A 22,827-nucleotide genomic window follows, 5' to 3' on the forward strand; every position below is an offset into this window, starting at 1 on the left:
CGTGGGGCGGGCGCAGGCACCCGCCGGGGCCCGTCGGGCAGCGCCGGTGGGGCGACGTCGGCGTACCGGCGCCGGCCGTGAAATAGTTCCCTCAGCTTGCGGCCGCCCTGGCCGATAACGCCTGGAAGGGCCGCAGCGCCGGCCCTGCTGCCACCCCATCTCCTGCCTGCTAGCGCCCGGACCGGATTCACGCCATGCCACGCGACCTCATCTGCCTGCGCGGCCGCCTACTTGCCCCGAGCGGCCCGTGTCGAATGCCGGTCCCCGCGGGGCGGCGACGGTTGCTGCCGATGTTGTCGCTGCTGCTGCTGCTGCTGCCGGGCCTGCAAGCGGCCCGCGCGCACGACCTGAAGGTCGTGACCGAGGAGTACCCGCCGTACAACCTGGTCGAGAACGGCAAGGTCACCGGGTTCAGCACCGAGGTGGTCGAAGCGGTGCTGAAAGAGCTGGGGCTCGCCGTGCCCATCCAGGTGATGCCCTGGGCCCGCGCCTATGACGTCGCCCGCAATGCCGACAACGTGCTGATCTACTCGATCGCGCGCACGCCCGAGCGCGAGAAGCTCTTCAAATGGGTGGGCGTGGTGGCGCCGTCGGAGTGGGCGCTGTACGCGATGCGCAGCAGCAGCATCAAGCTGCAGACCCTGGACGACGCCCGGAAGTACCAGATCGCGACCGTCAACGAGGACGTGGGCGAGCAATTCCTCGTCTCCAAGGGGTTCGTGATCGGCAAGAACCTGCAGTCCAGCAACAAATACGAATTCAACTACGACAAGCTGAAGGTCGGCCGTGTCGACCTGTGGGTTGCCAACGACCTGGTGGCCCACCACCTGGTCCGCCGCGACGGTGGCGACCCGGCCCAGTTGCTGGCGCGCACGCTTGCGCTGCCCGATTTGGGCGGGCCCGGCCTGTACATGGCCTTCGGTGCCAAGACATCCGACGCGATGGTCGAGCGGTTCAAGAAGGGCCTCGAGACGATCAAGAAGAACGGCAAGTACGAGGCCCTGAAGAAAAAATGGCTGTAGCGGGAAACGTCGAGACAGTGCGCCGCCACCACGGCGGGTCGGGCCGGCCATGAAAGGCTCGAGACCAGCCGTCGGTTCGTTGGGCCGCCGGGTCGCGCTGGCGACGATCGGCTTCTGCCTGGTCTTCACGGTGCTGGCCGTGGCGCTGCGCACCGCCTGGGCGTGGCAGGCCAGCGTGGCGGCGATGCGCCAGGAACTCGCGCAGGTCGACCAGGTGTTCAACCGGACCCTGGCCAAAGCGATCTGGGAGATGGACCGCGACGCCTTGTACACCCACCTGGCCAGTGCCGGCCAGGTGACATCGGTGGGACGGGTGACGTTGAAGATCCGCCAGGCCAACCGGTCGGGCGAGATGCTGGAACACCGCCAGCCGGGCTGGTCTCATTCGCCTCGCATGCCGTCGCTGCTGCGCACCTTGAGCTACGAACCGTATGCCGGCGCGAAAGAGGACGTGGGTGAGCTGACGCTCGAAGGCGATGAGCGCGTGTTGCTGGAACGCCTGCGCGACGAGGTGGCGAGCATCGTGATCACCCAGTTGATCCAGTCCGTCCTGTTGGCCGGCCTGATCATGTGGATGTTCAACCGTTCGGTGACGGTGCACGTTCAGCACATCGCCCGCCATCTTGCAGCGCTGTCACCCGAAACCCTGGACGACCGTCTGGTGCTGGCCCGCCGTCCGTCTCGTCCCGACGAACTGAGCAAGCTTGAGGCGGGCGTCAACGATCTGCAGGGCAGCCTGCGCGACTACCTGGCGCGGCAGCGCCGCGACGAACGCGAACTGGCGGCCCACCGCGACCGGCTCGCCGAGCTGGTACACGACCGGACCAGGGAACTGGAAGAGGCCAACGCGCGCCTGCAGACCTTGTCGCGCAGCGACCCGCTGACCAGCCTGCCCAACCGCCGCCACTTCGACGAACTGAAGGATGTGGAGATGCGCCGCTCGCATCGCTCGGGGCAGCCGTTGTCGCTGCTGCTGTGCGACGTGGACTTCTTCAAGCGCTACAACGATGCCTACGGCCACGCCTGCGGCGACCGCTGCCTGCAGGCCGTGGCGCAGGTCCTGCGCGAGAGTTTCGTGCGGGCCGGGGAACTGCCCGCCCGCATCGGGGGGGAGGAGTTCGCGGTGCTGTTGCCGGGTGTCGACCTGGCAGGCGCCTTGAGGTTGGGCGAGCGCCTGTGCAAGGCGGTCGAGGCACGGGCCATTCCCCACAAGGCCTCGGAGGTCGCGCCGCATGTCTCGCTCAGCGTTGGCGTGGCGCAGTTCGACGCCGTGACGATGGAGCGCTTCGACGCGCTGCTGCAGCAGGCGGACGAGGCGTTGTACCGCGCCAAGAGCGGCGGGCGCAACAGGGTGGCGTCATGAGCGTTACCCTGCAATGGAGTGCCAGAACATGAAGATGCGACTGTTGATGGCCGGGCTGCTGGCGTTGCAAGTCCACGCCGCTGCCCAGGCCCAGACGATCCAGGTGGTCACCGAAGCCACCTCCTTCGCGTACGTGCGCGACGGCAAGGTTGCCGGGCCGGCGACCGAGATTGCTGAAGCCACGCTGCGCGGCGCCGGCCTGCACGACTTTCGCGTCATGCTGTACCCCTGGGCGCGGGCCTACGACCTGGCGCGCAACGAGCCCAATGTCCTGATCTACCTGATCGCCCGCACGCCGGCACGCGAGACTCAATTCAAGTGGGTCGGCGAGGTGATCAAGATGAAGTACCACCTCTACAAGCTGAAAGAGCGCGCCGACATCATGGTGACCGGGCTGGAGCAGGCCAAGCGCTACACCGTGGGGGTCACGCGGGACGACATGCGGCACGACTACCTGCGGGCCAAAGGGTTCAGCAAGATCGTGGTGTCGGCCCACAACATCGACAACTTCCGCAAGCTGATGAGCGGCCAGGTCCAGCTGATCCCGATGCCCGAGACCGACGTCGTGGCCTTGTGCCAGGAAGCCCGCTTCGACTGCTCGCGCCTCGAACGCACGTACAACCTCGACGAGTTGAGCACCGGGTTGTATCTTGCCTACGGCAACCCGACATCGGACGCCGTCGTCGAGCGCACCCGCGCCGCGTTCCAGAAGCTGAAGGCCGACGGCAGCGTGGCCCGGGTGATGGCGACCAGGCCCTGAAACGCCGACGGCGCCGTTTCCGAAGACTGCTCCCGCGGTCCCCGCCGGCAGGCCGGGACCGCGGCCGCCTTTGAGCCCCTGAGTGAGCCCGTGAACCTTGATTCCTTCGCGTCGACCATCGGCGACAGCGTGTTGGCTGCCGTGCTGCTCGGCCTCTTCATCTTTGCCAGCCGGCTCTCGCCCGGCTTGCGCGGCATTGCGCTGTGGGGCTGGTGCCACTTTTTCTACACGGTGGGCTCCGCGATTGCGAGCGTCGCGGCTGCGGCCGGGGCGGGGGGCCGGACGGACGCCGACCGCGCGGCGGTGTTCGGGGCGTTCCTGGCCTGCCTCAGCGTCGCCGGTCTGGCCGCGTCGGTTGCGATCTTCGTGCGTCAGCGGCCGCTGCGGCCGCGCCAGCGATGGGGGCTGGCGGCGGCATTGCCGGTGCTGTGTGTCGCCCTGTGGATCGCCTACCGTGGCGACCAGAGTTCCGGTATCCCGGCGGTTCAGAGCTGGTGTGAGGTCGTGATGCTGAGCTGGATGGCGTGGGCGCTGCGCCGGCTGCGCCAGCCGCCGTATCGGGTGCCGGCGCGGCTGATGCAGGCCGCCGCCTCGGCGCTGATCGCACTCTACCTGGTCGAATGGACCGTGCAGATGCGCGTCGGCCAGGCCTCGCCGCTGAGCGACCTGTCCTGGTCGCACGCCGACGTCAGCCTGTGGTTCCTGCTCAACTTCTGCATGCTGATGCTGGCGAGCTTCCGGGCCGTCGAGGCCTATCAGCGCACCGCCAACCTCGATCCCTTGACCGGCGTGCTCAACCGCCGTGGGCTGGAGGACGCCTTGCTGCGCCATGCCACCGGCAAGCCGCGTGGCCGCCACGACGCGCCGGCGTTGATGGTGTTGGCCATCGACCTCGATCATTTCAAGCGCATCAACGACAGCCACGGCCATGCGGCCGGCGACGCCGTGCTGCGAGCGGTCGCGCAGTGCCTGCAATCGAGCGTGCGGGCCGAAGACGCGGTGGGCCGGCTGGGCGGCGAAGAGTTCGTCGTGGTGGGCGCCGAGACCGACCCGGCGCGCTCGCTGCGGGTGGCCGAGCGGGTGCGCGAGCGAGCCGCAGCGCTGCGCTTCCCGGCCGTGGCCCCGTCGCTGCGGGTCACGGTCAGCATCGGCGTCGCCTGCGGGCCACGCGAGGCCTGGCAGGAACTGCTGGCGCGTGCCGACGAGGCGCTCTATCAGGCGAAGGGGCAGGGCCGCAATCGGGTGGTGGCGGCTCAGGCGCCGTCGGCTCCGGCCTGAACCGGGCCCTGCCGTGGCAGCCGCACGGTGAAGGTCGTGCCGCGCTCACTGCTCGACTCGAGGTGCACCTCACCCCGGTGCGCGCTGACGATCTGGCGCACGATGAACAAGCCCAGCCCGATGCTGCCTTGTCCCTGTCCCGCCGCGGCGGGGCCCTGACGCAGCGGCTCGAACAGGCTGTCGCGCAAGGCGTCGGGTATCGGCTCGCCCCAGTTGTGCACCACCAGCTGCACATCGTCGGCGCGGCCCTCGATCCGGACCGTGATCGGTGTGTCGGCGGTACCGTAGACCACGGCGTTGAGGAGCAGGTTGGAGACCACCTGCGCGATGCGGTGCGGGTCCCACACGCCGCCGCCGTCGCCCCGCCGATCGACCGTGATGCTGCGGTCCGGGTAGGCCTGGTGCACTTCTTCCACCATCTGCTCGACGATGGGGTGCAAGTCGCTGGCCACCGGGGCCACGCGCAGCCCCGATCCCAGGCGCACCTGGGTGAAGTCGAGCAGATCGGCGATCAGTTTGTTGGCGCGGTGGCCGCTGCGCTTGATGCGCTCGATGCACGGTCGCAAGGCCGGCGGCAGCGGTGCGCCGCGTTCCAGCAGCGCGGCATTCAGCAGGATCACGTTGACCGGGTTGCGCAAGTCGTGCGAGACGATGCCCACCAACATCTCGGCGAACTCGTTCTGGCGCTGCAGCGCCGCGTGGGCCTGGCGCGCGGCGTCCTCGGCTTCCTTGAGCTGCACGGCGGCCAGCACCGCCTTGGCGAGGCGCTTCGGGCTCAGCGACTGCTTGGCCAGGTAGTCCGCCGCGCCGGCTTTCATCAGCTCGACGGCCAGTTGCTCGTCGCCCTGGCCGGTCAGCATGATGGCGGGCGTGTGGATATGCAACGAGCGCATGCGCTGCAGCACGGCGAGCCCGTCGATCCCCGGCAGGTGGAAGTCGAGCAGCATGCAATCGAAGGGGCGCGCCTGCAGCAGGTCGACTGCCTCGGCGGCGGTGTCGGCATGGGCCAGCGTGAGGTCGAGCGAGGTGGCGCGCAGGGCCCGTTCGACCGCCATCCGGTCGAGCAGGTCGTCGTCCACCACGAGCACGTCGAGGCGGCGTTGCCCTGTCGTGGTCGGGATCGCAAGTGCGGTCATCACGGCAACTCCGTCGTCGCCCAGCCGCGCTCGACGCCGGCCATCAGGTCGACGAAGGCCGCGAGGCCGACCGGCTTGAGCAGGTAGCCGGCGACGTTCAGGTGGTTCGCGCTGACCTTGTCACGGTCGTCGTCGGAGGTGGTCAGCACCACCACCGGCAACGACCGCAGCGACGGGTCGGCTCGCAGTTCGTGCAAAAACTCGATGCCGTTCATGCACGGCATGTTGAGGTCCAGCAGCACCAGGCGGCGGCCGGGCGGCACCTGGCCGCCGCGCAACATCGCAAGGGCCTCGACGCCGTTGGACGCCAGGTGCAGCGGGTGGGGGAGCTGCGCCTTGGCGAAGGCGCGCTGGACGTTCATCACGTCGATCGTGTCATCGTCGACCAGCAGGATGTGCAAGGCGCGCGCTTCGTCCATCGATGGGGCCTCCGCGAGTTGGCAGGTTGCCTCGGCTGTCAATCCTTGGGCCAGGTGAAGCCGAAGGTCGCACCGTGCCCGGGCTCCGAGCGCACCCAGGCTTGACCGCCCCGGCTCTCCACCAGCTTGCGCACCACGGCGAGGCCGATGCCGGCACCTTCGACCTTGTCGCGCGGCTGCAACGTCTGGAAGATGCCCCAGATGCGTTCGTGGTACGCCGGCGCGATGCCTGGACCATTGTCCGTGATCGAAAACTCCCAGTGCTGCGGAAGGTCACGGCACGACAGGGAAATGTGGCCAGACGGCGACGCTGCATGCTTGACCGCATTGCCGACGAGGTTGAGGAAGACCTGCTGCAGCGCGGTGCGGTCGGCTCGCACCACAGGCCAACTGGCGTCGGTCTCGATGACCACGCCCGGCGGAGGCGACAACAGCTCCAGCACCTCGGTGATCAGCTCCCCGACGTCGACCGGCTGGGGCGGCGTCGCGGTCCGGCCGGCCCGGCTGTACTGCAGGATGCCGTCGATCAGCGCATCCATGCGGTGCACCCGGCCTTGCAGCAGCTGCAGGTGCTGCGCGACCTGCGGCGTCAGGTGAACGCCGAGGTCCTCCGCGATCCATTGCGACAGGTTGGCCAGGCCGCGCAAAGGCGCTTTGAGGTCGTGGCTGGCGACGTAGGCGAACTGATCAAGTTCCTGGTTGCTGCGCTCCAGCGCTTGCAACAGCGCTTCGCGCTCCTGCTCGGCGTGCAGGCGTTCGGTGTCGTCGTGGGCGATCAGCACCGCGCCGGCGTTCGATCCGTCGGCTCGCTGCAGCGGCGTGGCGGTGCCGAGCAGGGTGCGCCACACGCCGTCGGGCCGGCGCACGCGCCAGCGGCTGTTCTGCACCACCTGGCCGTGCAAGGCCAGGTAGAGCGGCGTTTGCGCCAGCGGCAATGGCGACCCCTCCAGCGTGTACAGCCCGTAGCGGCTGTGCCACTCGGCTGCGGGCACCTCTTGCCGGCCGACGCCGTGCAGGCGCTCCGCGGCGGGGTTGAACAAGCGGATCACCCCCTCTGCGTCGGCCGCGATGATGGCTTCGCCGCTTTGCTCGATGATCAGGTCGAGCAAGGCCTTCTGGTCTTCGACCAGGCGGTGGGTCTGGCGCTCGCTTTGCAGCAATTGCGCGTTCTCCAGCACCACCGCGGCCTGCGCCGCCAGGCCTTCGACCAGCCGCTCGTGCTCGGGCCGGAAGCGTCCGGGCTCGGGGTGCCCGAGGAACAGGCCACCGAGCACCCGACCGTCGCGCGCCTTCACGGACACGCCCAGGTAGCTGACCACTTTGAGGTGGCCGGCCGGCATGCCCTGGTACGGCGGGTTGCGGCCAAACAGCTCGCTGCGCGTCACGTCGTCCAGGCGTACCGTCTGTCCGCTGAAGGTCGCGCCGAACAGCGGTGTGGGGCGCAACGGCGGAAAGTGCGCGAAAGCCTCGCGCGGCGCACCCGACAAGGTGTAGAGGCCGTAGTGCCCGGCGTCGTCCGGGGTGTTCTGGAAGTAGGCGCCGAACGACGCGCCGGTGAGCCGGGTGGCTTCGTCGGTGACACGCTGGATCACCTGGGCGGGCTCTTGCCGGGTGCCGAGCGAGAGCGCGATCTCCGACAGGGTTTCGGCCACCGTCCGATGGGCCTTCTCGCGATCGAGTGCGGCACCGCGCTCCTGCCCCGCGCGTTCGAGCGCGCGCCCCGCACGCACCTGGATCAGCACCAGTCCGAACAGCAGGGCACTGCTCAGGCAACCGAGCAGCAGGATCAGGGTCGCGCGCTGCGCCGTACTGCCGCCCTCGAACCCCTCCCGCGGGCCGGCGAACTGCAGCAACCATTGCTGGCCGCCGAAGTCGAGCACGCGCTGGCTTTGCAGGGCAGGGGGCTGCGCGGCGGGCGCTTCCGCCCTGTCGTAGAGCAAGGCCTGAGGCTGCGCCCGGCGCGAATAGACGCGCAGCTCGAGCCCTGCCGGTAGGGTGCCGACCACGGCCGCGAAGAAGTCGTGTGCGCGGAACGGTGCGAACACGAAGCCGCGCAGACGCCCCATGCGGTCGGCAGGGGCAGCGGGTGCCGGGCCGTGGTAGAGCGGCAGGAAGACCAGGAAGCCGGGTTGCTTGCGCGCGTCGATCTCCTGCTTCAGCGTCACGAGGTCGGTGGCGGCAACTTGCGACGACAGGGCCGCGCGTTCCATGGCCTCGCGGCGCAACGGCTCCGAATACATGTCGTAGCCCAGCGCGGCCCGGTTGCGGGCATCGGCGGGCTCGAGGTAGAGGACGGTGAACAAGGGGTCGCGCCGGCCTTCGGGCACGACCTTGAACCCCGTGACACCTTCGCGGCGCGCCAACTGCTCCACCGCGGTGCGTTCATCGGGTCGCACCCGCGGGCTGTAGCCGATGCCCTGCACGCCCGGATAGCGCTCGCGCAGTGACAACCGGCTGACGAAGGTCGCGAAACTCTCGCGCGAGACGTAGGCCGACTCGATGAAGGCCCGGGTGGCAACCAGCAGCGACAGGTGGGCGTCGACCGCCGAGCCGACCCGTCGCATCGAAACCTCGACCTGTTCGTTGAAGTGGGCCTGTTCGCGCAGGACGGCGGCATTGTGCGCAAAGTTGGCGGCCAGCAACGTCAAGCCCAGGCAGGCGAGTAGCACCACCCAGGGGTAAGGCGAGCGCAGGCTGCTTTTCATGTTGCTGTTGGGTCCGCACCGTGGGCAGCCTCGATCGCCCGCCGTCAGCTGGCCGCCGCCGCCGGCTCAGTCCTTCAGGTCGGCCGGCACCTTGCCACCGTTTTCGGCCAGCTTGCGCATCACCTGCTTGTGCAGCCAGACGTTCATCGCCGCCGAATCCTGGGTGTCGCCGCTGTACTGCAGTTCCTGCGCCAGTTCCTTGCGCGCCGCCAGGCTGCTGTCGAGATCGAGCAGCTTCAGCAGGTCGACGATGGAGGTGCGCCAGTTCAGCTTCTGCGGGTTGTTCTGGGCCAGCCCGTTGAGGACGGCTTCGACGTCGACCTGGGGGATGGCGGCCGGGGCGGGAGCGGTGGCCGTTGCAGTGGGCGTGGCCGCAGCACTGCCGACCTGAGCCGCGGGCGCTGTCTCAGGGGCGGGGGTGGTGGGAGCGGCAGAGGCAGAGGGGGCGGGGGCCCGCGCGGCCTGCGCCGATGGGAAGATCTTCTTGAAGATGTTGCCGAGTATGCTCATGGTGTTTCCTTCCTGATTTATGGAGCGCCCCACGGGGCCGGGCGCCGCGCTCAGCCTAGTGGAGCCGGCAGGCCGGCCTTGTAGGACGGCGGTCCCGCGGCAGTGGGCGCTGCGCCGACACACGACGCAAGTGCAGTGCCCGCTGCGGCTCGAAGCGGCGGGCGCACCGCATGCTGAGCCAAAGGCAGACCCCGACCGCCAGCATGAAGATCGCGACCTACAACATCAACGGCATCAACGGGCGCTTGCCGCGGCTGCTCGAATGGCTGCACGAATCCGAGCCCGACGTCGTCTGCCTGCAGGAACTGAAAACCTCGGATGCGACCTTCCCGGCCGAGGCCTTGCGTGAGGCCGGCTACCACGCCGCATGGCGCGGCCAGCGGGCGTACAACGGCGTGGCCATCCTGGCCCGCCATGCCGAGCCGGTGGTGACCCGCCGCGGCCTGCCCGGCGACGTGGCCGACCCCGAGAGCCGCTACCTCGAAGCCGCGGTCGAAGGCGTGCTGATCGCGTGCCTGTACCTGCCCAACGGCAATCCGCAACCAGGGCCCAAATTCGACTACAAGCTGGCCTGGTTCGAGCGGCTCATCACCCATGCCCAGGGCCTGCTGGACTCGGGCGCCCCGGTCGTGCTGGCCGGCGACTTCAACGTGGTGCCGACCGATGCCGACATCTACGCCACCCGCTCATGGCTCGACGATGCGCTGCTGCAACCCGAAAGCCGCGCCGCCTTCGCCCGGCTGCTCGAGCAGGGCTGGACCGACGCGGTGCGCCGGCTGCATCCGACCGCGCCGATCTACACCTATTGGGACTACAAGCGCAACCGCTGGCAGCGCGATGCCGGCCTGCGCATCGACCATCTGTTGCTGAGCCCGAGCCTTGCGCAACGGCTCAAGCGGGCCGAAGTGGAGAAGGCCGTGCGCGGGCGCGAAGGCGCGAGCGACCATGCGCCGGTCTGGATTGAACTGCGCTGAGCAGCGGCGAACTACCGCCGTGTCGGCGGATGGCGCAACAGCGAGCGCAACGTCGTTTGCAATTGCTCCGGGTCGACCGGCTTGATCAAGTGGCTGGCAAAGCCGGCGGCCCGCGTCGACCGCAGATCTTCCTCGCTGCCGTAGCCCGACAACGCGACCACCGGCACGCCGGGCGCGAAGGCGCGCGCCACTTCGACGCCGCTGCCGCCGGGCAGGCCGAGGTCGGTGATGATGAGGTCGAAGCGGTCGCTGCGGCCGCATTCCAGGGCTTCCTGCAGCGAACGCGCCAGCGTCACCTCGTAGTCCAGGTCCTCGAGCAGGAGCTTCATCACCTGGGCGGCGTCTTCATGATCTTCGACCAGCAGCAGACGGTGCCGCAGCGGTGCGCTCGGGGAGGGGGCCGGCGTTGCCGCGGCAGGAGTGCCGGCGGGACGGGTCGCCGCGGTGCCGGTCGGCAGCAGGATGCGGAACGTGGCGCCCTGGTGCCGCCCGTCACTGTGCGCCTCCAGCGAGCCGCCGTGGCGCGCCACCAGGCTGCGCGCGATGGTCAGGCCCAGCCCGAGTCCGCCAAACTGCTCCGCGACCTCCTGGTCGGCCTGCTCGAAGGCGACAAAAATGCGCGACAGCGATTCCGGCGCGATGCCGATGCCCGAGTCGGTGCATTCCAGGCACAGCCGGCCGGCCTCGTCGTTGTAGGAGCGCAAGCGGATCGACCCGCCGTCGGGCGTGAACTTGACGGCGTTGCGCACGATGTTCCAGACCACCTGCTGCAGCCGCGCCTCGTCGCCCTGCACCACCGTGTCTTGCGCCTGCAGCTCGAGCTGCAGGCGCAGGCCCTTGGCCTGGATGTCGTTGCCCAGCATCTCGATCACCGTGGGCACGACGCGGTGCACGTCGAGCGGCTGCAGCTTCAGGTGCAGCTTGCCTTCCTCGATCGCCGTCATGTCGAGCAGGTCGTCGATCAAGCGCGCTTCGAGCGCCACGTTACGGCGGATCATCGGCAACAGGTCTTCGCATTCCGGCGGCACTTTGGCGACCCGCTGCAACACGAAGGTGGCCGCGGTGATCGGTGCGAGCGGCGTGCGCAGCTCGTGCGACAGCACCGCCAGGAACCGGTCCTTGGCGCGGTTGGCGCGCTCGGCTTCCTCCTTGGCGCGCCGCACCGCGCTGGCGGCTTCATGCGCCTCGGTGGCGTCGCGCACGATCTTGGAGTAGCCGCTCGGTTCGGCGGCGCCGTCGCTGTAGAGCGGCGTCATCACGCCTTCGGCCCACAGCCGCCGGCCATCCTTGTGCAACAACCAGCGGTCGTCGCTGGCACTGCCGTCGGCCGCCGCGGTGTGCATCTCGGCCTGCAGCACGCCGGCGGCCCGGTCCTCGGGGGTCAGCAGCAGCTCGCACGAGCGGCCCAGCACCTCGTCGACGGCGTAGCCGAAGATCAACGATGCCGCGGCGTTCCAGGCGCGGATCTGCCCCTGCACGTCGAGCAGGATCACCGCATAGTCCTTCAACGAGTCGACCACCCGCGCATACAAGGCGTCGGCCTCGCGCAGCTGGCGTTCGGCCAGTTTGCGCTGGCGTTCCTGGCGCACTTCGCGCATCGCGCGCTCGATCACCATCGGCAGCCGGCCCATGCGTTCCTTGAGCACGTAGTCGGTCGCGCCGCGGCGCAGCATCTCCACTGCGTTCTCTTCGCCGATGACGCCGGAAACGAACACGAAAGGTGTGCCCGGCCGCCGGCGCAGCGCTTGCTCGAGCGCCTCGACGCCGGAAAACCCGGGCAGCTCGTAGTCGGACAGCACGAGGTCGAAACCGCCGCGCTCAAGCGCCGCCAGGAACTCGCTTTCGTTGCGCGTCCATTCGATGCGCCAGCGCGGTTGGGCCAGGCCCAGCGAGTCGATCAGCAGCTCGGCGTCGCGCGGCGAATCTTCCAACAGCAGCAACTGCAGCTCGTTGTCGGCTGCCTCCGCAACGGCGGCCGTCGTCGTCTCACTCATAACGCCGCTGCACCTTCGCCGAGCCAGGGGGCGGCTCGTTGAGGACGGCCCAGAAGATGCCGAGGTCGGCGATCGCCGCGACGAACTGCTTGAAGTCGACCGGTTTCACCACATAGGCATTGACACCCAGCTCGTAGCTGCGCAGCACGTCCGATTCTTCATGCGACGACGTCAGCATGACGACCGGGATGGCGCGCAGCGCCTCGCTGGCGCGCACAGCCTGCAGGACTTCCAGGCCGTTGACCTTGGGCAGCTTGAGGTCGAGCAGGATCACGGCCGGATTGCCGGCCGTGCGGCCCGCGTAGGTGCCCTCGCGCAGCAGGTAGTCGAGCGCCTGGGCGCCGTCGCGCACCGTGATGACGTCATTGGCCAGCTGGCTGCGTTCCAGCGCCACCAGGGTGAGTTCGAGGTCGCGGGCGTCGTCTTCGACGAGAAGGATGGGCTTGAGCATCAGAGCTTCCCTCCGGGAGGGACTGGATTCGAGAGAACACCTGTACTTGGCGACCGCGGAAGCAAAATCGTAAAGGCCGCGCCGACGTCGGGCTCACCCCGCGCGCTCACGCTGCCGCCATGCCGCTCGACCACCCGCCGCACGTTGGCCAGGCCGATGCCGCTGCCTTCGAACTCTTCGGCGGTGTGCAAACGCTGGAACACGCCGAACAGCTTGTTGGCGTATTTCATCGAGAAACCGACGCCGTTGTCGGCCACTTCGAAGCCATCCTGCCTGTCATTGCCCGCGCCGCGGATGCGGATCACCGCCGGGTCGCGCCCGCGCGTGTATTTGACAGCGTTGCCGATCAGGTTGCGGGCCGCCATCTGCAGGAACACCGGGTCGGCCCACAAGCGCGGCAGCGGCTGCTCGATGTGCCATTCGATACGGCGGTCGGCGTGTTCCGAGCTGAGCTGCTGCACCAGGTCGTGCACCAGGCCGTCCAGGTCCACCTCGGCGGGCTTCAGGGCGGCCCGTCCCATGCGCGAGAAGTCGAGCAGGGCGTCGACCAACTCGCCGGCAAACTTGGCCGCTCCTTTCACATGGTCGAGGTAGCGGCGGGTGCGCTCGCTCAGCGCCCCGCCTTCCAGCTCGAGGACCAGGTCGACATAACCGGCGATGTGGCGCATCGGCGCGCGCAGGTCGTGCGAGACCGAGTAGGAGAACGCCTCCAGCTCCTTGTTGACACGGCCCAGTTCGCCGGCCAGTTCGGCCAGCTCTTCGGCGCGTCGCAGCACGATGCCGACCAGGGCCTGTCGCAGTTCCAGCGCGGCGGCGACTTCGCCCCCCCGCCAGGCCAGCGAGCGGCCCCGCACCTGCTCGCGCCAGGTGGCGAAGCTGCGCCGCGGGTGCAGCTGGCCGTCACGCTCGACCGGCTGCTTGCGCGGGTCGCCGGCCCATTCGATCGTCTGCACCATCTCCGGGCGGAACCAGATCAGCAGGTGGCGGTGCACTTTCGAGATCGACACCGCGAGCACGCCACATCCGGCCTCGGCGAAGGCGCCCGCCGCTGGATACGCTTCGGGCAGCCGGTCGGTGTGGAACACGTCGCCGATACGGGACGCGAGCCATTGCGCCAGGCGCAGGACTTCGGGCGGGGGCGGCGTCTTGCCGACCATCCAGCAGCTTTCGTCGAGCACCACGGCGGCGCCGCCGGCGCGGGCAATGCGCAGCAGCGAGGCCGGCTCGCGCACCAGCTGTTGCAAGGTGGCGTCGCTGTCGGTCAGCTGGGACACCAGGTCGAGCGTGATACGGCGTAACTCGAGGCGGTCGGCGACTTCGGCGTTGTCTTCCTTGGCCTCGATCTGCAGCGACAGCAACTGCCCGAGGTGCTCACAGGCGACACGGGTCTGGAAAGACACGAAGCGCGGTGCGTGGTCGTGGCAGGAGATCAGCCCCCAAAGACGGCCGCGTACCACGACCGACACCGACATCGACGCGGCGGTGCCCATGTTGCGCATGTATTCCAGGTGCACCGGCGAGACGCTGCGCAGCGCCGCGAACGACAGGTCGAGCGGGGCCTGTGCCGCGTCGGGCACCGTACTGCGCAGCGGCACGGGCACATAGTCGGCCGACGCAATCAGGCGGATGCGGTTTTGCAGGTACAGCTCGCGGGCCTGGGCCGGCACGTCGGAGGCCGGGAACCGATGCCCCGCATACGACTCGTAGCCGGGCTCTATCGTTTCCGCCAGCACCTCGCCATGGCCTTCGGCGTCGAAGCGATAGACGAGCGTGCGGCCAAAGCCCGTCAACCGTTGGATCTCTTCGGCTGCCAGCGCGCACAGCGCCTCGACGCTGGTGGCCTGCTGCAGCAAGGGTACGAACTGCCGCACCAGCGTGTAGAGCGGCGCGCGCAGCCCGTCGTCGGGGACGGCGGGCTCGAATTCGACGAACACGCGTGCTGCGCTGCGGTGCGCGATCATGTCCAGGCGGCGCCCAGCGACGCTCACCGAGCCGATCGCTGCCGGCCCGACAGTGTCCGGCAGGCCGCGCAGCTTCGGCTGCACCGGCGTCAGCAGGGCGGGCAGCAGGGCCGCAAGGCTGGCCGGCAGGTCGGCGTCGCCGACCAGATCGCGCCAGTTCTCGCTGTAGGCGAGCAATTGAAGGTCGTCCGCGCCCAGCGCGACCATCCAGCCGTGCGGCTGGATCGCGCCCGGCACGCGGATGGGCTCCGAGGCGCAGGCGGCCAGGTCCAATCGGGTCGGCTGAGTCATGGCAGCTGCGAGAAAACGGTGATCAAGGCCGCGAAGGTGGCGCAAGCGGCAGTGCAGGCGGCGGCCCGATCGACGGGACCAGGGCCCACCTCGTGCTCCAGGGCCATGCAGAATTCGCGCCACAAGGCGCCGCTCGCATCACCGTGGCCGTGGAAGTACGCGGCGCCGGTCTCGGGTGTCAGGTTCAGCTGCCGCTGCAGGTGCGGCACGATCACGCGGGCTCCGAGGGTCGAGCCTTCCAGCACGTAGAGGGAGCCGAACACCTGGCTCAGCCGGTCGAGGGGGACGCGGGCAGCCGCCTCGGCAGCTTGCTGCTGCCGTGCGCTGTCGGGTGTCACGCCCAGGCGTTGCAGGTCGTGATGCAGCAGGTGGCCGCGCCGGCGGCGGGCAAAGGCGTCTTGCCAGCGCTGTGGCAGCGCGGCGGCGACACGCGGCTCCCAAACGTCGAGGAAGCCGGCAAAACCTTGCAGTACGGCGTGGTAACGCCCCGGCGTCAGCGCGCCGGTCAGGCCCAGCAGGTCTTCGAGCTGCTGGTGCTGAGGCCGCGAGGCGGCGCGCAAGGCCTCCCGCACGGAGGTGCCGGAGGCGACAGGGGGCGGGTGGGGCGTGCCGGCAAGCGCGGTCTCGGGGTACAGCAACATCGCGCGGGATTATCTGCGATGTGCAGGGAGGTCGTTTGTATCAAACTCGCAGGCCGCCCGCCAGGGACACCGCCCTCAATACACTTCCAGCTCCCGGATCGAGAAGCCCCACTGGGTCGCCCGGTTCACCCCATAGATCTTGACGTAACGGGCGGTTTCATCGAGGCCGGTGATGTCGTTGGTGAGGCTGGTGTTGTTGCCCACGTCCCGCACGGTTTTCCAGGTGCGGCCGTCGACCGAGGTCTGGACCTGGAAGTAGCGGGCATAGGCGGTTTCCCACACCACCTTGACCCGGCGGATGCGGCGGTTGCTGCCCAGGTCGACATACAGGTGCTGCTTGTCCGCGTAGGCTGACGACCAGCGCGACTCGACGCTGCCGTCGACGGCGTTGGCGCCCGGGTAGCCGTTTTCGGTCGACGACACCGTCACCGGCCGCCCGCGTGCCAAGTTGCCCGCGCTGACGCCGCCCCAGCCCGGCATCTCGCTCTGGTCGACGACACGCGGCGAGTTGTACAGGCGCTGGATGTCCTCGCGGCTGTTGCGCTCGAACACCAGTTCGGCCCAGCCCATGAAGAAGGTCCAGCGCGGCTGGGCCGCCAGTTCTTCGGGCTTGGGCAGCTTGTCGAACTCGCCGATCGCGATCGGCTTGCCGCGCGAGGCCCGCACCATCGCGTCATATTTGTCTTGCGTGTAGCCGCGCCCGTCCGACCAATAGACGTCGAGCGCCAGCACGTCCCAATAGCCTTCGCCCGGGTCGTAGTTGGCCAGGTCGGAGGCGAGCGAGGCGAAATCCTGGACGTCCCAGACCCAGATCAGGTTGCTCAGGCCCTTGGTGCGGGTCATGTAGTCGTGGATGTAGCGGTACAGCTTGGCGGTGCCGTTCGGCCCGGGCCGGCCGCCCCACCAGAACGCGCCCTGGTTCATTTCGTGCAGCGGCCGGAACAGCACCTCGACGCCGCCGTCCTCCAGCACCTGTAAATGGGCCGCGAGGGCGTCCAGGCGGGAGCGCAGCACGCCGTTGAGCCACGTGCCTTCGGTCAGCAACTGCTTCCATTCGTCGTCCGACAGCTTGCGCTGCACACTCGACTCCCAGCCGCAGGGCTCGGGTGTCGCCGGCGAGCAGGTGTGCCACATGATGTTGACCAGCGAACCGTTGCGCCATTCGGTCTTGGCCTGTTCGATCATCGTCGCCCGGTGCTGGATGTCGTGCTGCGAGAACAGGAAGTCGCCGCTCCACAGGCCGGGGTAGCGGCCGGTGACGTTCTTGACCTCGGCGGTCCATTTGGCCGGGTCGCTGTTGGGCTCGCGGTTGTGTTGACCGGCCACGGTCTTCTGGCCGGAGATACTGTAGAGATAGTTGAGCGACTTGTGCCGGGTCTGGCCGAAGGCGGTGGCGGACATCGCCAGCGCCAGGGCGGCGATGGCGAGGCTCTTGCACGCGAAGCGCATCTTGGGAGTCTCCTGTGGAGTCGGGGTGGCGGGACTGATGTGCGACCCGCGGGGCTGGCGGTGCAGCGGCGGCAGGCGTGCCGCCGCGGTGTCGGCCCGGGCTGGGTGAAGTACAGGGCCGCCACGCTAACAAGATGCAACGTCGCTCATTGTGTGGAAGCGATTCAGGACGTATGGCGCCGTTCGGCCCGGTGGGCTACGGCGTCGGGAAGCTGAAGACAGCCCGGAAAGGAGAAGGCCATGCTGGAACTGGAAGGCAGCTGCCACTGCAAGGCGGTGAGATTTCGTGTGCAGTCCTCATCCCCGTGCCCGTTCATGCGGTGCTATTGCTCGATCTGCCGCAAGACCGCCGGCGGGGGCGGTTATGCGATCAACCTCGGGGCGGACCACCGCACGCTGCAGGTGGCGGGGCGCGAGCACCTGTCCGTCTATCGCGCGCGGATGCCCGACGGCAGCACCAGCAGCGCCGAGCGGCACTTTTGCAGCCGCTGCGGCAGCGCGCTGTGGCTGTACGACCCGACCTGGCCGGACCTGGTGCATCCGCACGCCTCGGCGATCGACACGCCACTGCCCGAGCCGCCCGAGCGCACGCACATGATGCTGGGCTCGCGCGCCTCGTGGGCCGTGCCGGACCTGTTGCCCGGCGACCAGCAGTTCGATGAATATCCGGATGTCTCGCTGGCGGAATGGCATGCGCGGCATGGGATGGCGTGATCGGGTAGGGCGCCAACCCGCGCTCCTGCCGTCATTCATTGGCGAGGGACATCATGAGCACGACCACCATCCATCTCGATGACGAGTTGAAGCGACGCGTGGCGAACGCTGCTGAGCAATGCGGCAAGACAGTGGACGAATTCATCCTCGACGCGATCGCGCAGCACGTAGCGCAGGTCGAACACGACGACGAATTTCATCACCTGGCGGATCGACGCTGGGCAAGACTGACGGCCGGCGGGGAGTCGGTGGCCTGGGAGCAGGCCAAGGCCTACCTGGAAGCCCGCGCACGTGGCGAGCAGCCGAACCGGCCCGCGGGCCGAAGACGGGTGCGTTGACCGCGCAGGCCGGGCCTCACGCCACCACCGCCTCCTCCAGCCGGAACCTGAGCTTGAGCAGCAAGGCCTCGGCGTGCTCGCGCGCATCGCCGCACAAGCCGCTCATCAGGCGGTGCACCTCTTTGATACGGTGGCGCAGGTCGGGCGCAGGCGTCTGGTCGGCGCGGTCTTCGAGTTGCCGCAACACTTCGGTGATGTCCTGGGGAGCGAGCGGTGCTGTCATGACGAACCTCTTGAGAGAACGAGATGTCCGTCACGGTAGCCGGCCAGCGCCGCCTCTCGAGGGGCTGTAGGCGATGCGGCGTGCGTGAACGCGAAGCACCTTCGCTTGGCATACCACTTGCCAGAAGTTGGCCTAGAACATGGCCTGGAAAATGCCGCCATACCGGCGCGGCAAACTGCATCAAGGGGCAGGACGTATGGGCAACCGGACAGAGCAAACCGCCGCGACGCCGTGGTGGAAACGTAGCGTCGTCTACCAGATCTATCCGCGCAGCTTCTGCGACGGCAACGGGGACGGCATAGGCGATTTGCGCGGCATCATCGGCAAACTCGACCATCTGCAAGCGCTCGGGATCGACGTGGTGTGGCTGTCGCCGGTGTATGCCTCGCCGAACGACGACAACGGCTACGACATCAGCGACTACCGGGCCATCATGCCGGAGTTCGGCACCATGGCCGATTTCGACGAGATGCTCGACGGGCTGCACCGCCGCGGCATCAAGCTGATGATGGACCTGGTGGTGAACCACACGTCGGACGAGCACGACTGGTTCGTCCAGGCCTGCCGCTCGTGCGACAACCCCTACCGCGATTACTACATCTGGCGAGCGCCGCGCGAAGACGGCAGCGAGCCGAACAACTGGGAATCCGCCTTCGGCGGCTCGGCCTGGCAGTTCCATGAGCCGACCGGCGAGTACTACCTGCATCTGTTCTCGAAGAAACAGCCCGATCTGAACTGGGACAACCCCAAGGTGCGCGAAGAGGTCTACGACCTGATGCACTTCTGGCTGCGCAAGGGCGTCGACGGCTTCCGGATGGACGTGATCAACATGATCGCCAAGACGCCGGGCCTGCCCGACGCGCCGGTCTGCGACCCGTCCAGCCGCTGGCAACCGGCCTTCACCACTGCCGCGGACGAAGATCGGCTGTTGCTCTATCTGCGCGAGATGAAGGAGCGCGTGCTGTCGCACTACGACATCATCACCGTGGGCGAAACCCCCACGGTGACGACCCGCTTGGGCCTGGCCCTGACCCACCAGGAGACCGGCGCGCTGCACATGCTGTTCCAGTTCGAGCACATGGACCTCGACCACCAGGGCAGCAAGTGGATGGGGCGCGAACTGGACCTGTACGAGCTGAAGCGCGTGACCAGCCGCTGGCAGACCGAGCTGGCGGTGCACGGCTGGAACAGCCTGTACCTGTCCAACCACGACCAGCCGCGCCCGGTCTCGCGCTTCGGCGACGACGAGGAATACCGGGTCGAGTCGGCCAAGCTGCTCGCGACCTTTTTGCATCTGCAGCAGGGCACGCCCTTCATCTACCAGGGCGAGGAACTGGGCATGACCAACGTGCGCTTCGACTCGATCGACGACTATCGCGACATCGAGACGCTGAACATGTACCGCATCGCCGTGCACGAGCGGGGTGAGGACCCGCAGCAGGTCCTGTCATGGATCCATGCCAAGAGCCGCGACAACGCGCGCACGCCGTTCCAGTGGGACGACAGCGAACATGCGGGCTTCTCGACGGTGCGGCCGTGGATCGGCGTCAATCCCAACTATCGGTATGTCAACGCCGCCCAAGCCTTGGCCGATCCGGACTCGGTGTTTCGCTACTACCGCTGTCTGATCGAATTGCGCAAGGCCCACGCGATCCTGGTCGACGGCCGTTACGACCTGCTGAACGACACCCCTGACGAGGTCTTCGCTTTCACCCGCACGCTCGGCGAGCAACGGCTGCTGGTGGCGCTCAACTTCTCGCCGGACACCGTGCCGTGGCGGCGGCCGGACCGCCTGGAACTGGGCCCGGTGTTGATCGGCAACCTCCCGGATGAACCGGCAGTGTCGGACGGCGTCGTGAGCTTGCGTCCTTACGAAGCCCGCGTCTGGTGGGTGGGCTGAGCCGCCGCGGCACGGGCCCGGGCATCGGCTGCCGGCGGATGGCGCCGGCCCGCCGACGCACCGGTCAGTGATGGTGGTGGCCGTGGCCCGCATCGGCTGGACTCACCTCCAGCGTGGGCGCGGGCGTGGCACTGTCAGCGGGGCCGTTCCAGTCGACTTCCCCTTTCTCGCAGGTCTGCACGACCCGGAACGCGAGCTTCCCCTTCGCGCCGTCGGCAATCCGGCCATGCAGGCTGAACTCGTCGAAGAAGTCGCCCGGCACGGCCCCGCCTTCCCAGCGGATCACCGAGGTCGTTTCGTTGATGCTGCGGCCATGCAGGACGGCCGGCTTGTCGAGGCGGGTTTTCTCGACGCGCACCGACCAGCCCGGCTTGACCGCCGGCTTGGCGACCAGGAAGGCCGGTGGCACATGGACGGCGAGGGCCACCGTCGCGCTGCCGGCACAGCCGTGGGGCACTTGCAGCGTGACCTTGTGGTAGCTGCCGGCCTGCGCCTTCGGGTCGGCGATCGTGACATGCGCATCGGCGCACACGGCGGCGGCGGCCAGCAGGGCGCCGAGGCCCAGACGGGGCAGGGTGGTCATCAGTTGAATCTCCAATCAATGCCCGCGAAGAGCGAGCGCCCGTCGCCGGGCAGGAACTGCGCCGAGTCGGCGCCACGGGTGTCGCGCACCACCTGGGTGGTGGCGGCATAGGAACGGTTGCTGAGGTTGCGGCCCTCGACGAACCAGCTGAGGCCGGCGGCGTGCCATTCGCCACTCGCCTTCAGGCCCCACACGGCATAGCGGTCGGCGCTGAAGCTGCCGGTGAAGTCGACCGGATAGGCGCTGGCGCCCTCGGCTGCGACGGCCAGCAAGGTGCCTCCCGCCAGGCGGTATCCCAGCTGCGCCCGCGCGCTGTAGCGCGGCACACCGGGCAGGCGGCGGTTGCCGTACTGGGGATCGTCACGAAAGCGGAAGTCGTTCCACAAGCCGGTGAGCCACCATTCGACACGGCCGGCCGCACTCCGCCAGCCCGCGCCCTTCAGCCCGAGTTCGAGGCCGCGGTGGAGCGTGCGAGGTGCATTCACCGTCTGCGACGCGCCGAGCGTGTTGGTCGCCAGCTGCAGCAGTTCGTCGCGCACATGCGCTTCATAGAAGCTCACGTCCCACTCGACGTCCGCGGTGGTGCCGCGGGTGCCGACTTCGAGGGTGGTGGCGCGCTGGGCGTCGTTCAAGGTCGGCCGCAGCCCGCCACTGAGTTCGCCGAAGCTGGGCGGCTCGAAACTGCGCGAAAGATTGGCGTACGCCTGCTGGCGCGGCGAGACGTCCCAGCGCAGGCCCAGCTTGGGGTTGCTGCCGCGGTAGTGCATCTCGAAGCCTTCGTCGGCCGGGTCTTGCGCCGGCATGTGGCGGTCGGCCAGGCGGCGCATCGAGCGCACCCCTTGCCAGGCGGTCACGGCGGTCCAGCGCGGCACGATCTCGTGCTGGTTCTCGATGTGGAATTCCACATTGCGCGCCTTTTGCTCGCTGCGGTTGGTCAGCGCGCCGCTTGCGCCACCCACGTTGACGTACCGGTCCTCGTCGGTCTTGCCGACACTCGACGACAACCCGAGCGCCAGCCGGTTGGGCCGGCCCGCCAGCGTGCCCTGCAGTTCGTAGCGCAGCTCCGCGCCGTAGTCGCGGCTTTGCTGGTCGAGCACCTGGAAGATCGGGTGGTGCAAACGCTTGTCGGCGGCGTAGAGGAACAGCTCCAACTGGTGCCCGCCGGTGCGGTAGACGGTCTTGCTGGACGCGCGCGTCCAACGGATGTCGCGGCGCTGGTCGGCGCTGATGCTGGCGGGTTGGGCCTGCCGGGGGTCGTCGTTCAACTGGGCCTTCGTCAGCGCGCCGGGCAGTTCGGAATCGCTGTGTACGTAGCCCAGATAGACCCGGGTCTCGAGTTCGGGCGTCAAACGATAGCCGAGGTTGGCGCTGGCGCGGCGGCTGTCCTGCTTGGCATGGTCACGAAAGCCGTCCTGGCGAAACCCGCTGACCGACAGATAGTGGTCGGCGGCGCCGTGAACCCCGCCGGTCGACACCTGGGCGCGGCCGTAGCCGAAGCTGCCGGTCTCCGCGCGCACCCGCCAGGGCTCGGCGTTGTAGCCGTTGGGCGAGACGAAGTTGATCGCACCGCCCAAGGTGCTGGCGCCGTACGCCAGCGCATTGGCGCCGCGCCACACCTCCACATGCCGCGCCGACAAGGCCTCCACCGCCTGGAAGTCGAAGCTGCCGTCGGCCAAGTTCAGCGGCACGCCGTCTTGCATCAACTTGATGCCGCGGCCGTGGAAGGTGCGCTGCAGGCCGGAGCCGCGGATCGACAAGCGGGCCTCTTCGGCGCCGAAGCGTGGTTGCACGAACACGCCGGTGGCGCGCCCGAGGGCGTCGGCCAGCGTCGCCACCCGGCCTTCGCTGTAATCGGCGGCGTCGAGCACTGCCGCACCGCCGGGGGTTTGCGAGATGCGTCGGCGGGCGGTCGCCGTATCGGGTTGCGTCAGGGTCGAGGCGTCGTCGCTCTGGCGGCCGGTGACGACCACGCCCGGCAGGCTGCGGGCGGCGGCCGCATCGGCCGGGCCTGCTTCGGTTTGTGCCCACAAGGGCAGGGCCGCGCACAGCGGCAGCACGGCCCAGGCGGGCCGGTGCAAAGAAGTCATGAGGGGCTCCTGATATGCCGCGAGCCAG

Annotated in this window: 20 protein-coding genes; 8 read left to right on the plus strand and 12 right to left on the minus strand. The window is 68.6% G+C overall.

Annotation, left to right across the window (positions count from 1 at the left end; translation table 11 throughout):
- The first annotated feature begins 290 nt into the window (after nucleotides 1–290).
- The 4 genes from AAW51_RS12220 to AAW51_RS30740 all read left to right on the plus strand — a co-directional run bounded on the left by AAW51_RS12220 (nucleotide 291) and on the right by AAW51_RS30740 (nucleotide 4,423).
- Nucleotides 291–1,022 carry a substrate-binding periplasmic protein gene (locus AAW51_RS12220; protein ID WP_157359813.1) on the plus strand — a complete coding sequence of 244 codons (732 nt, stop codon included), beginning with the start codon at nucleotides 291–293 and terminating at the stop codon, nucleotides 1,020–1,022.
- 49 nt (nucleotides 1,023–1,071) lie between these two features.
- Nucleotides 1,072–2,385: a GGDEF domain-containing protein gene (locus AAW51_RS12225; protein WP_047194847.1), complete on the plus strand. Its 1,314-nt coding sequence runs from the start codon at nucleotides 1,072–1,074 to the stop codon at nucleotides 2,383–2,385.
- 28 nt (nucleotides 2,386–2,413) lie between these two features.
- Complete coding sequence (locus tag AAW51_RS12230) at nucleotides 2,414–3,145, plus strand: substrate-binding periplasmic protein (protein WP_047197713.1); 732 nt, start codon at nucleotides 2,414–2,416, stop codon at nucleotides 3,143–3,145.
- 90 nt (nucleotides 3,146–3,235) lie between these two features.
- Entirely contained in the window at nucleotides 3,236–4,423 is a 1,188-nt protein-coding gene (locus AAW51_RS30740) for a GGDEF domain-containing protein (RefSeq protein WP_053013507.1), read from the plus strand.
- Here the strand turns inward: AAW51_RS30740 and AAW51_RS12240 are convergent.
- From AAW51_RS12240 to AAW51_RS12255, 4 genes are all read right to left on the minus strand, one after another.
- The gene (locus tag AAW51_RS12240; RefSeq protein WP_053013508.1) at nucleotides 4,399–5,559 is read right to left on the minus strand and encodes a hybrid sensor histidine kinase/response regulator; all 1,161 of its coding nucleotides are present in this window, start codon (nucleotides 5,557–5,559) and stop codon (nucleotides 4,399–4,401) included. The genes AAW51_RS30740 and AAW51_RS12240 overlap by 25 nt on opposite strands.
- Nucleotides 5,559–5,978, minus strand: coding sequence for a response regulator (locus AAW51_RS12245; RefSeq protein WP_047194848.1), 420 nt, complete (start codon nucleotides 5,976–5,978; stop codon nucleotides 5,559–5,561). Before AAW51_RS12245 ends, AAW51_RS12240 begins: the two co-directional genes overlap by 1 nt.
- Nucleotides 5,979–6,016: 38 nt before the next feature.
- Nucleotides 6,017–8,683 carry a CHASE domain-containing protein gene (locus AAW51_RS28085; RefSeq protein ID WP_053013509.1) on the minus strand — a complete coding sequence of 889 codons (2,667 nt, stop codon included), beginning with the start codon at nucleotides 8,681–8,683 and terminating at the stop codon, nucleotides 6,017–6,019.
- 66 nt (nucleotides 8,684–8,749) lie between these two features.
- Nucleotides 8,750–9,193, minus strand: a complete 444-nt coding sequence (locus AAW51_RS12255) for a DUF3597 domain-containing protein (RefSeq protein ID WP_047194849.1) — start codon at nucleotides 9,191–9,193, stop codon at nucleotides 8,750–8,752.
- Nucleotides 9,194–9,396: 203 nt separating this feature from the next.
- Between AAW51_RS12255 and xth the strand changes: the two genes are divergently transcribed.
- The gene (xth, locus tag AAW51_RS12260) at nucleotides 9,397–10,167 is read left to right on the plus strand and encodes an exodeoxyribonuclease III (protein ID WP_047197717.1); all 771 of its coding nucleotides are present in this window, start codon (nucleotides 9,397–9,399) and stop codon (nucleotides 10,165–10,167) included.
- 11 nt (nucleotides 10,168–10,178) lie between these two features.
- Here xth and AAW51_RS12265 read toward each other — a convergent pair whose 3' ends face one another.
- The 5 genes from AAW51_RS12265 to AAW51_RS12285 all read right to left on the minus strand — a co-directional run bounded on the left by AAW51_RS12265 (nucleotide 10,179) and on the right by AAW51_RS12285 (nucleotide 16,954).
- Complete coding sequence (locus AAW51_RS12265) at nucleotides 10,179–12,161, minus strand: hybrid sensor histidine kinase/response regulator (RefSeq protein WP_047194850.1); 1,983 nt, start codon at nucleotides 12,159–12,161, stop codon at nucleotides 10,179–10,181.
- On the minus strand, nucleotides 12,154–12,612 hold the full coding sequence (locus AAW51_RS12270) for a response regulator (protein ID WP_047194851.1): 459 nt from the start codon (nucleotides 12,610–12,612) through the stop codon (nucleotides 12,154–12,156). The genes AAW51_RS12265 and AAW51_RS12270 overlap by 8 nt, the downstream gene beginning before the upstream one ends.
- Nucleotides 12,612–14,864, minus strand: coding sequence for an ATP-binding protein (locus tag AAW51_RS12275; RefSeq protein ID WP_047194852.1), 2,253 nt, complete (start codon nucleotides 14,862–14,864; stop codon nucleotides 12,612–12,614). The genes AAW51_RS12270 and AAW51_RS12275 overlap by 1 nt, the downstream gene beginning before the upstream one ends.
- Nucleotides 14,861–15,505 carry a biliverdin-producing heme oxygenase gene (locus AAW51_RS12280; RefSeq protein ID WP_053013510.1) on the minus strand — a complete coding sequence of 215 codons (645 nt, stop codon included), beginning with the start codon at nucleotides 15,503–15,505 and terminating at the stop codon, nucleotides 14,861–14,863. Before AAW51_RS12280 ends, AAW51_RS12275 begins: the two co-directional genes overlap by 4 nt.
- 75 nt (nucleotides 15,506–15,580) lie before the next feature.
- Complete coding sequence (locus tag AAW51_RS12285) at nucleotides 15,581–16,954, minus strand: glycosyl hydrolase (protein WP_083438245.1); 1,374 nt, start codon at nucleotides 16,952–16,954, stop codon at nucleotides 15,581–15,583.
- A gap of 243 nt (nucleotides 16,955–17,197) precedes the next feature.
- Here AAW51_RS12285 and AAW51_RS12290 point away from each other — a divergent pair, with 243 nt between their 5' ends.
- Together AAW51_RS12290 and AAW51_RS12295 are read left to right on the plus strand one after the other, a co-directional pair.
- Nucleotides 17,198–17,668, plus strand: coding sequence for a GFA family protein (locus tag AAW51_RS12290; RefSeq protein ID WP_047197720.1), 471 nt, complete (start codon nucleotides 17,198–17,200; stop codon nucleotides 17,666–17,668).
- 53 nt (nucleotides 17,669–17,721) lie between these two features.
- Complete coding sequence (locus tag AAW51_RS12295) at nucleotides 17,722–18,006, plus strand: ribbon-helix-helix protein, CopG family (RefSeq protein WP_047194853.1); 285 nt, start codon at nucleotides 17,722–17,724, stop codon at nucleotides 18,004–18,006.
- Between the two features lie 16 nt (nucleotides 18,007–18,022).
- Here AAW51_RS12295 and AAW51_RS12300 read toward each other — a convergent pair whose 3' ends face one another.
- Complete coding sequence (locus AAW51_RS12300) at nucleotides 18,023–18,229, minus strand: hypothetical protein (RefSeq protein ID WP_047194854.1); 207 nt, start codon at nucleotides 18,227–18,229, stop codon at nucleotides 18,023–18,025.
- Nucleotides 18,230–18,425: 196 nt separating this feature from the next.
- On the opposite strand from AAW51_RS12300, the gene AAW51_RS12305 reads away from it, so the two are divergent.
- Nucleotides 18,426–20,129 carry a glycoside hydrolase family 13 protein gene (locus AAW51_RS12305; protein ID WP_047194855.1) on the plus strand — a complete coding sequence of 568 codons (1,704 nt, stop codon included), beginning with the start codon at nucleotides 18,426–18,428 and terminating at the stop codon, nucleotides 20,127–20,129.
- A 64-nt stretch (nucleotides 20,130–20,193) separates the two neighbouring features.
- On the opposite strand, the gene AAW51_RS12310 is transcribed toward AAW51_RS12305, so the two are convergent.
- Together AAW51_RS12310 and AAW51_RS12315 are read right to left on the minus strand one after the other, a co-directional pair.
- The gene (locus tag AAW51_RS12310; RefSeq protein WP_047194856.1) at nucleotides 20,194–20,712 is read right to left on the minus strand and encodes a YcnI family protein; all 519 of its coding nucleotides are present in this window, start codon (nucleotides 20,710–20,712) and stop codon (nucleotides 20,194–20,196) included.
- A complete protein-coding gene (locus tag AAW51_RS12315) occupies nucleotides 20,712–22,799 on the minus strand; it encodes a TonB-dependent receptor family protein (protein WP_053013511.1) in 2,088 nt (695 codons plus the stop codon). The genes AAW51_RS12310 and AAW51_RS12315 overlap by 1 nt, the downstream gene beginning before the upstream one ends.
- Nucleotides 22,800–22,827: the final 28 nt, after the last annotated feature.

Source organism: Caldimonas brevitalea (assembly GCF_001017435.1).
GTDB classification, from domain to species: Bacteria; Pseudomonadota; Gammaproteobacteria; order Burkholderiales; family Burkholderiaceae_C; genus Caldimonas; species Caldimonas brevitalea.

Excerpts from the sequence above, each read along its gene's own strand:
- AAW51_RS12300 (WP_047194854.1), bottom strand. The coding sequence starts at position 18,229 with ATGACAGCACCGCTCGCTCCCCAGGACATCACCGAAGTGTTGCGGCAA.
- xth (WP_047197717.1), top strand. The coding sequence starts at position 9,397 with ATGAAGATCGCGACCTACAACATCAACGGCATCAACGGGCGCTTGCCG.
- AAW51_RS12270 (WP_047194851.1), bottom strand. The coding sequence starts at position 12,612 with ATGCTCAAGCCCATCCTTCTCGTCGAAGACGACGCCCGCGACCTCGAA.
- AAW51_RS28085 (WP_053013509.1), bottom strand. The coding sequence starts at position 8,683 with ATGAAAAGCAGCCTGCGCTCGCCTTACCCCTGGGTGGTGCTACTCGCC.
- AAW51_RS12255 (WP_047194849.1), bottom strand. The coding sequence starts at position 9,193 with ATGAGCATACTCGGCAACATCTTCAAGAAGATCTTCCCATCGGCGCAG.
- AAW51_RS12245 (WP_047194848.1), bottom strand. The coding sequence starts at position 5,978 with ATGGACGAAGCGCGCGCCTTGCACATCCTGCTGGTCGACGATGACACG.
- AAW51_RS12275 (WP_047194852.1), bottom strand. The coding sequence starts at position 14,864 with ATGACTCAGCCGACCCGATTGGACCTGGCCGCCTGCGCCTCGGAGCCC.
- AAW51_RS12220 (WP_157359813.1), top strand. The coding sequence starts at position 291 with ATGTTGTCGCTGCTGCTGCTGCTGCTGCCGGGCCTGCAAGCGGCCCGC.
- AAW51_RS12285 (WP_083438245.1), bottom strand. The coding sequence starts at position 16,954 with ATGCGCTTCGCGTGCAAGAGCCTCGCCATCGCCGCCCTGGCGCTGGCG.
- AAW51_RS12240 (WP_053013508.1), bottom strand. The coding sequence starts at position 5,559 with ATGACCGCACTTGCGATCCCGACCACGACAGGGCAACGCCGCCTCGAC.
- AAW51_RS12315 (WP_053013511.1), bottom strand. The coding sequence starts at position 22,799 with ATGACTTCTTTGCACCGGCCCGCCTGGGCCGTGCTGCCGCTGTGCGCG.
- AAW51_RS12280 (WP_053013510.1), bottom strand. The coding sequence starts at position 15,505 with ATGTTGCTGTACCCCGAGACCGCGCTTGCCGGCACGCCCCACCCGCCC.
- AAW51_RS12265 (WP_047194850.1), bottom strand. The coding sequence starts at position 12,161 with ATGAGTGAGACGACGACGGCCGCCGTTGCGGAGGCAGCCGACAACGAG.
- AAW51_RS12295 (WP_047194853.1), top strand. The coding sequence starts at position 17,722 with ATGAGCACGACCACCATCCATCTCGATGACGAGTTGAAGCGACGCGTG.
- AAW51_RS12230 (WP_047197713.1), top strand. The coding sequence starts at position 2,414 with ATGAAGATGCGACTGTTGATGGCCGGGCTGCTGGCGTTGCAAGTCCAC.
- AAW51_RS12310 (WP_047194856.1), bottom strand. The coding sequence starts at position 20,712 with ATGACCACCCTGCCCCGTCTGGGCCTCGGCGCCCTGCTGGCCGCCGCC.
- AAW51_RS12225 (WP_047194847.1), top strand. The coding sequence starts at position 1,072 with ATGAAAGGCTCGAGACCAGCCGTCGGTTCGTTGGGCCGCCGGGTCGCG.
- AAW51_RS12305 (WP_047194855.1), top strand. The coding sequence starts at position 18,426 with ATGGGCAACCGGACAGAGCAAACCGCCGCGACGCCGTGGTGGAAACGT.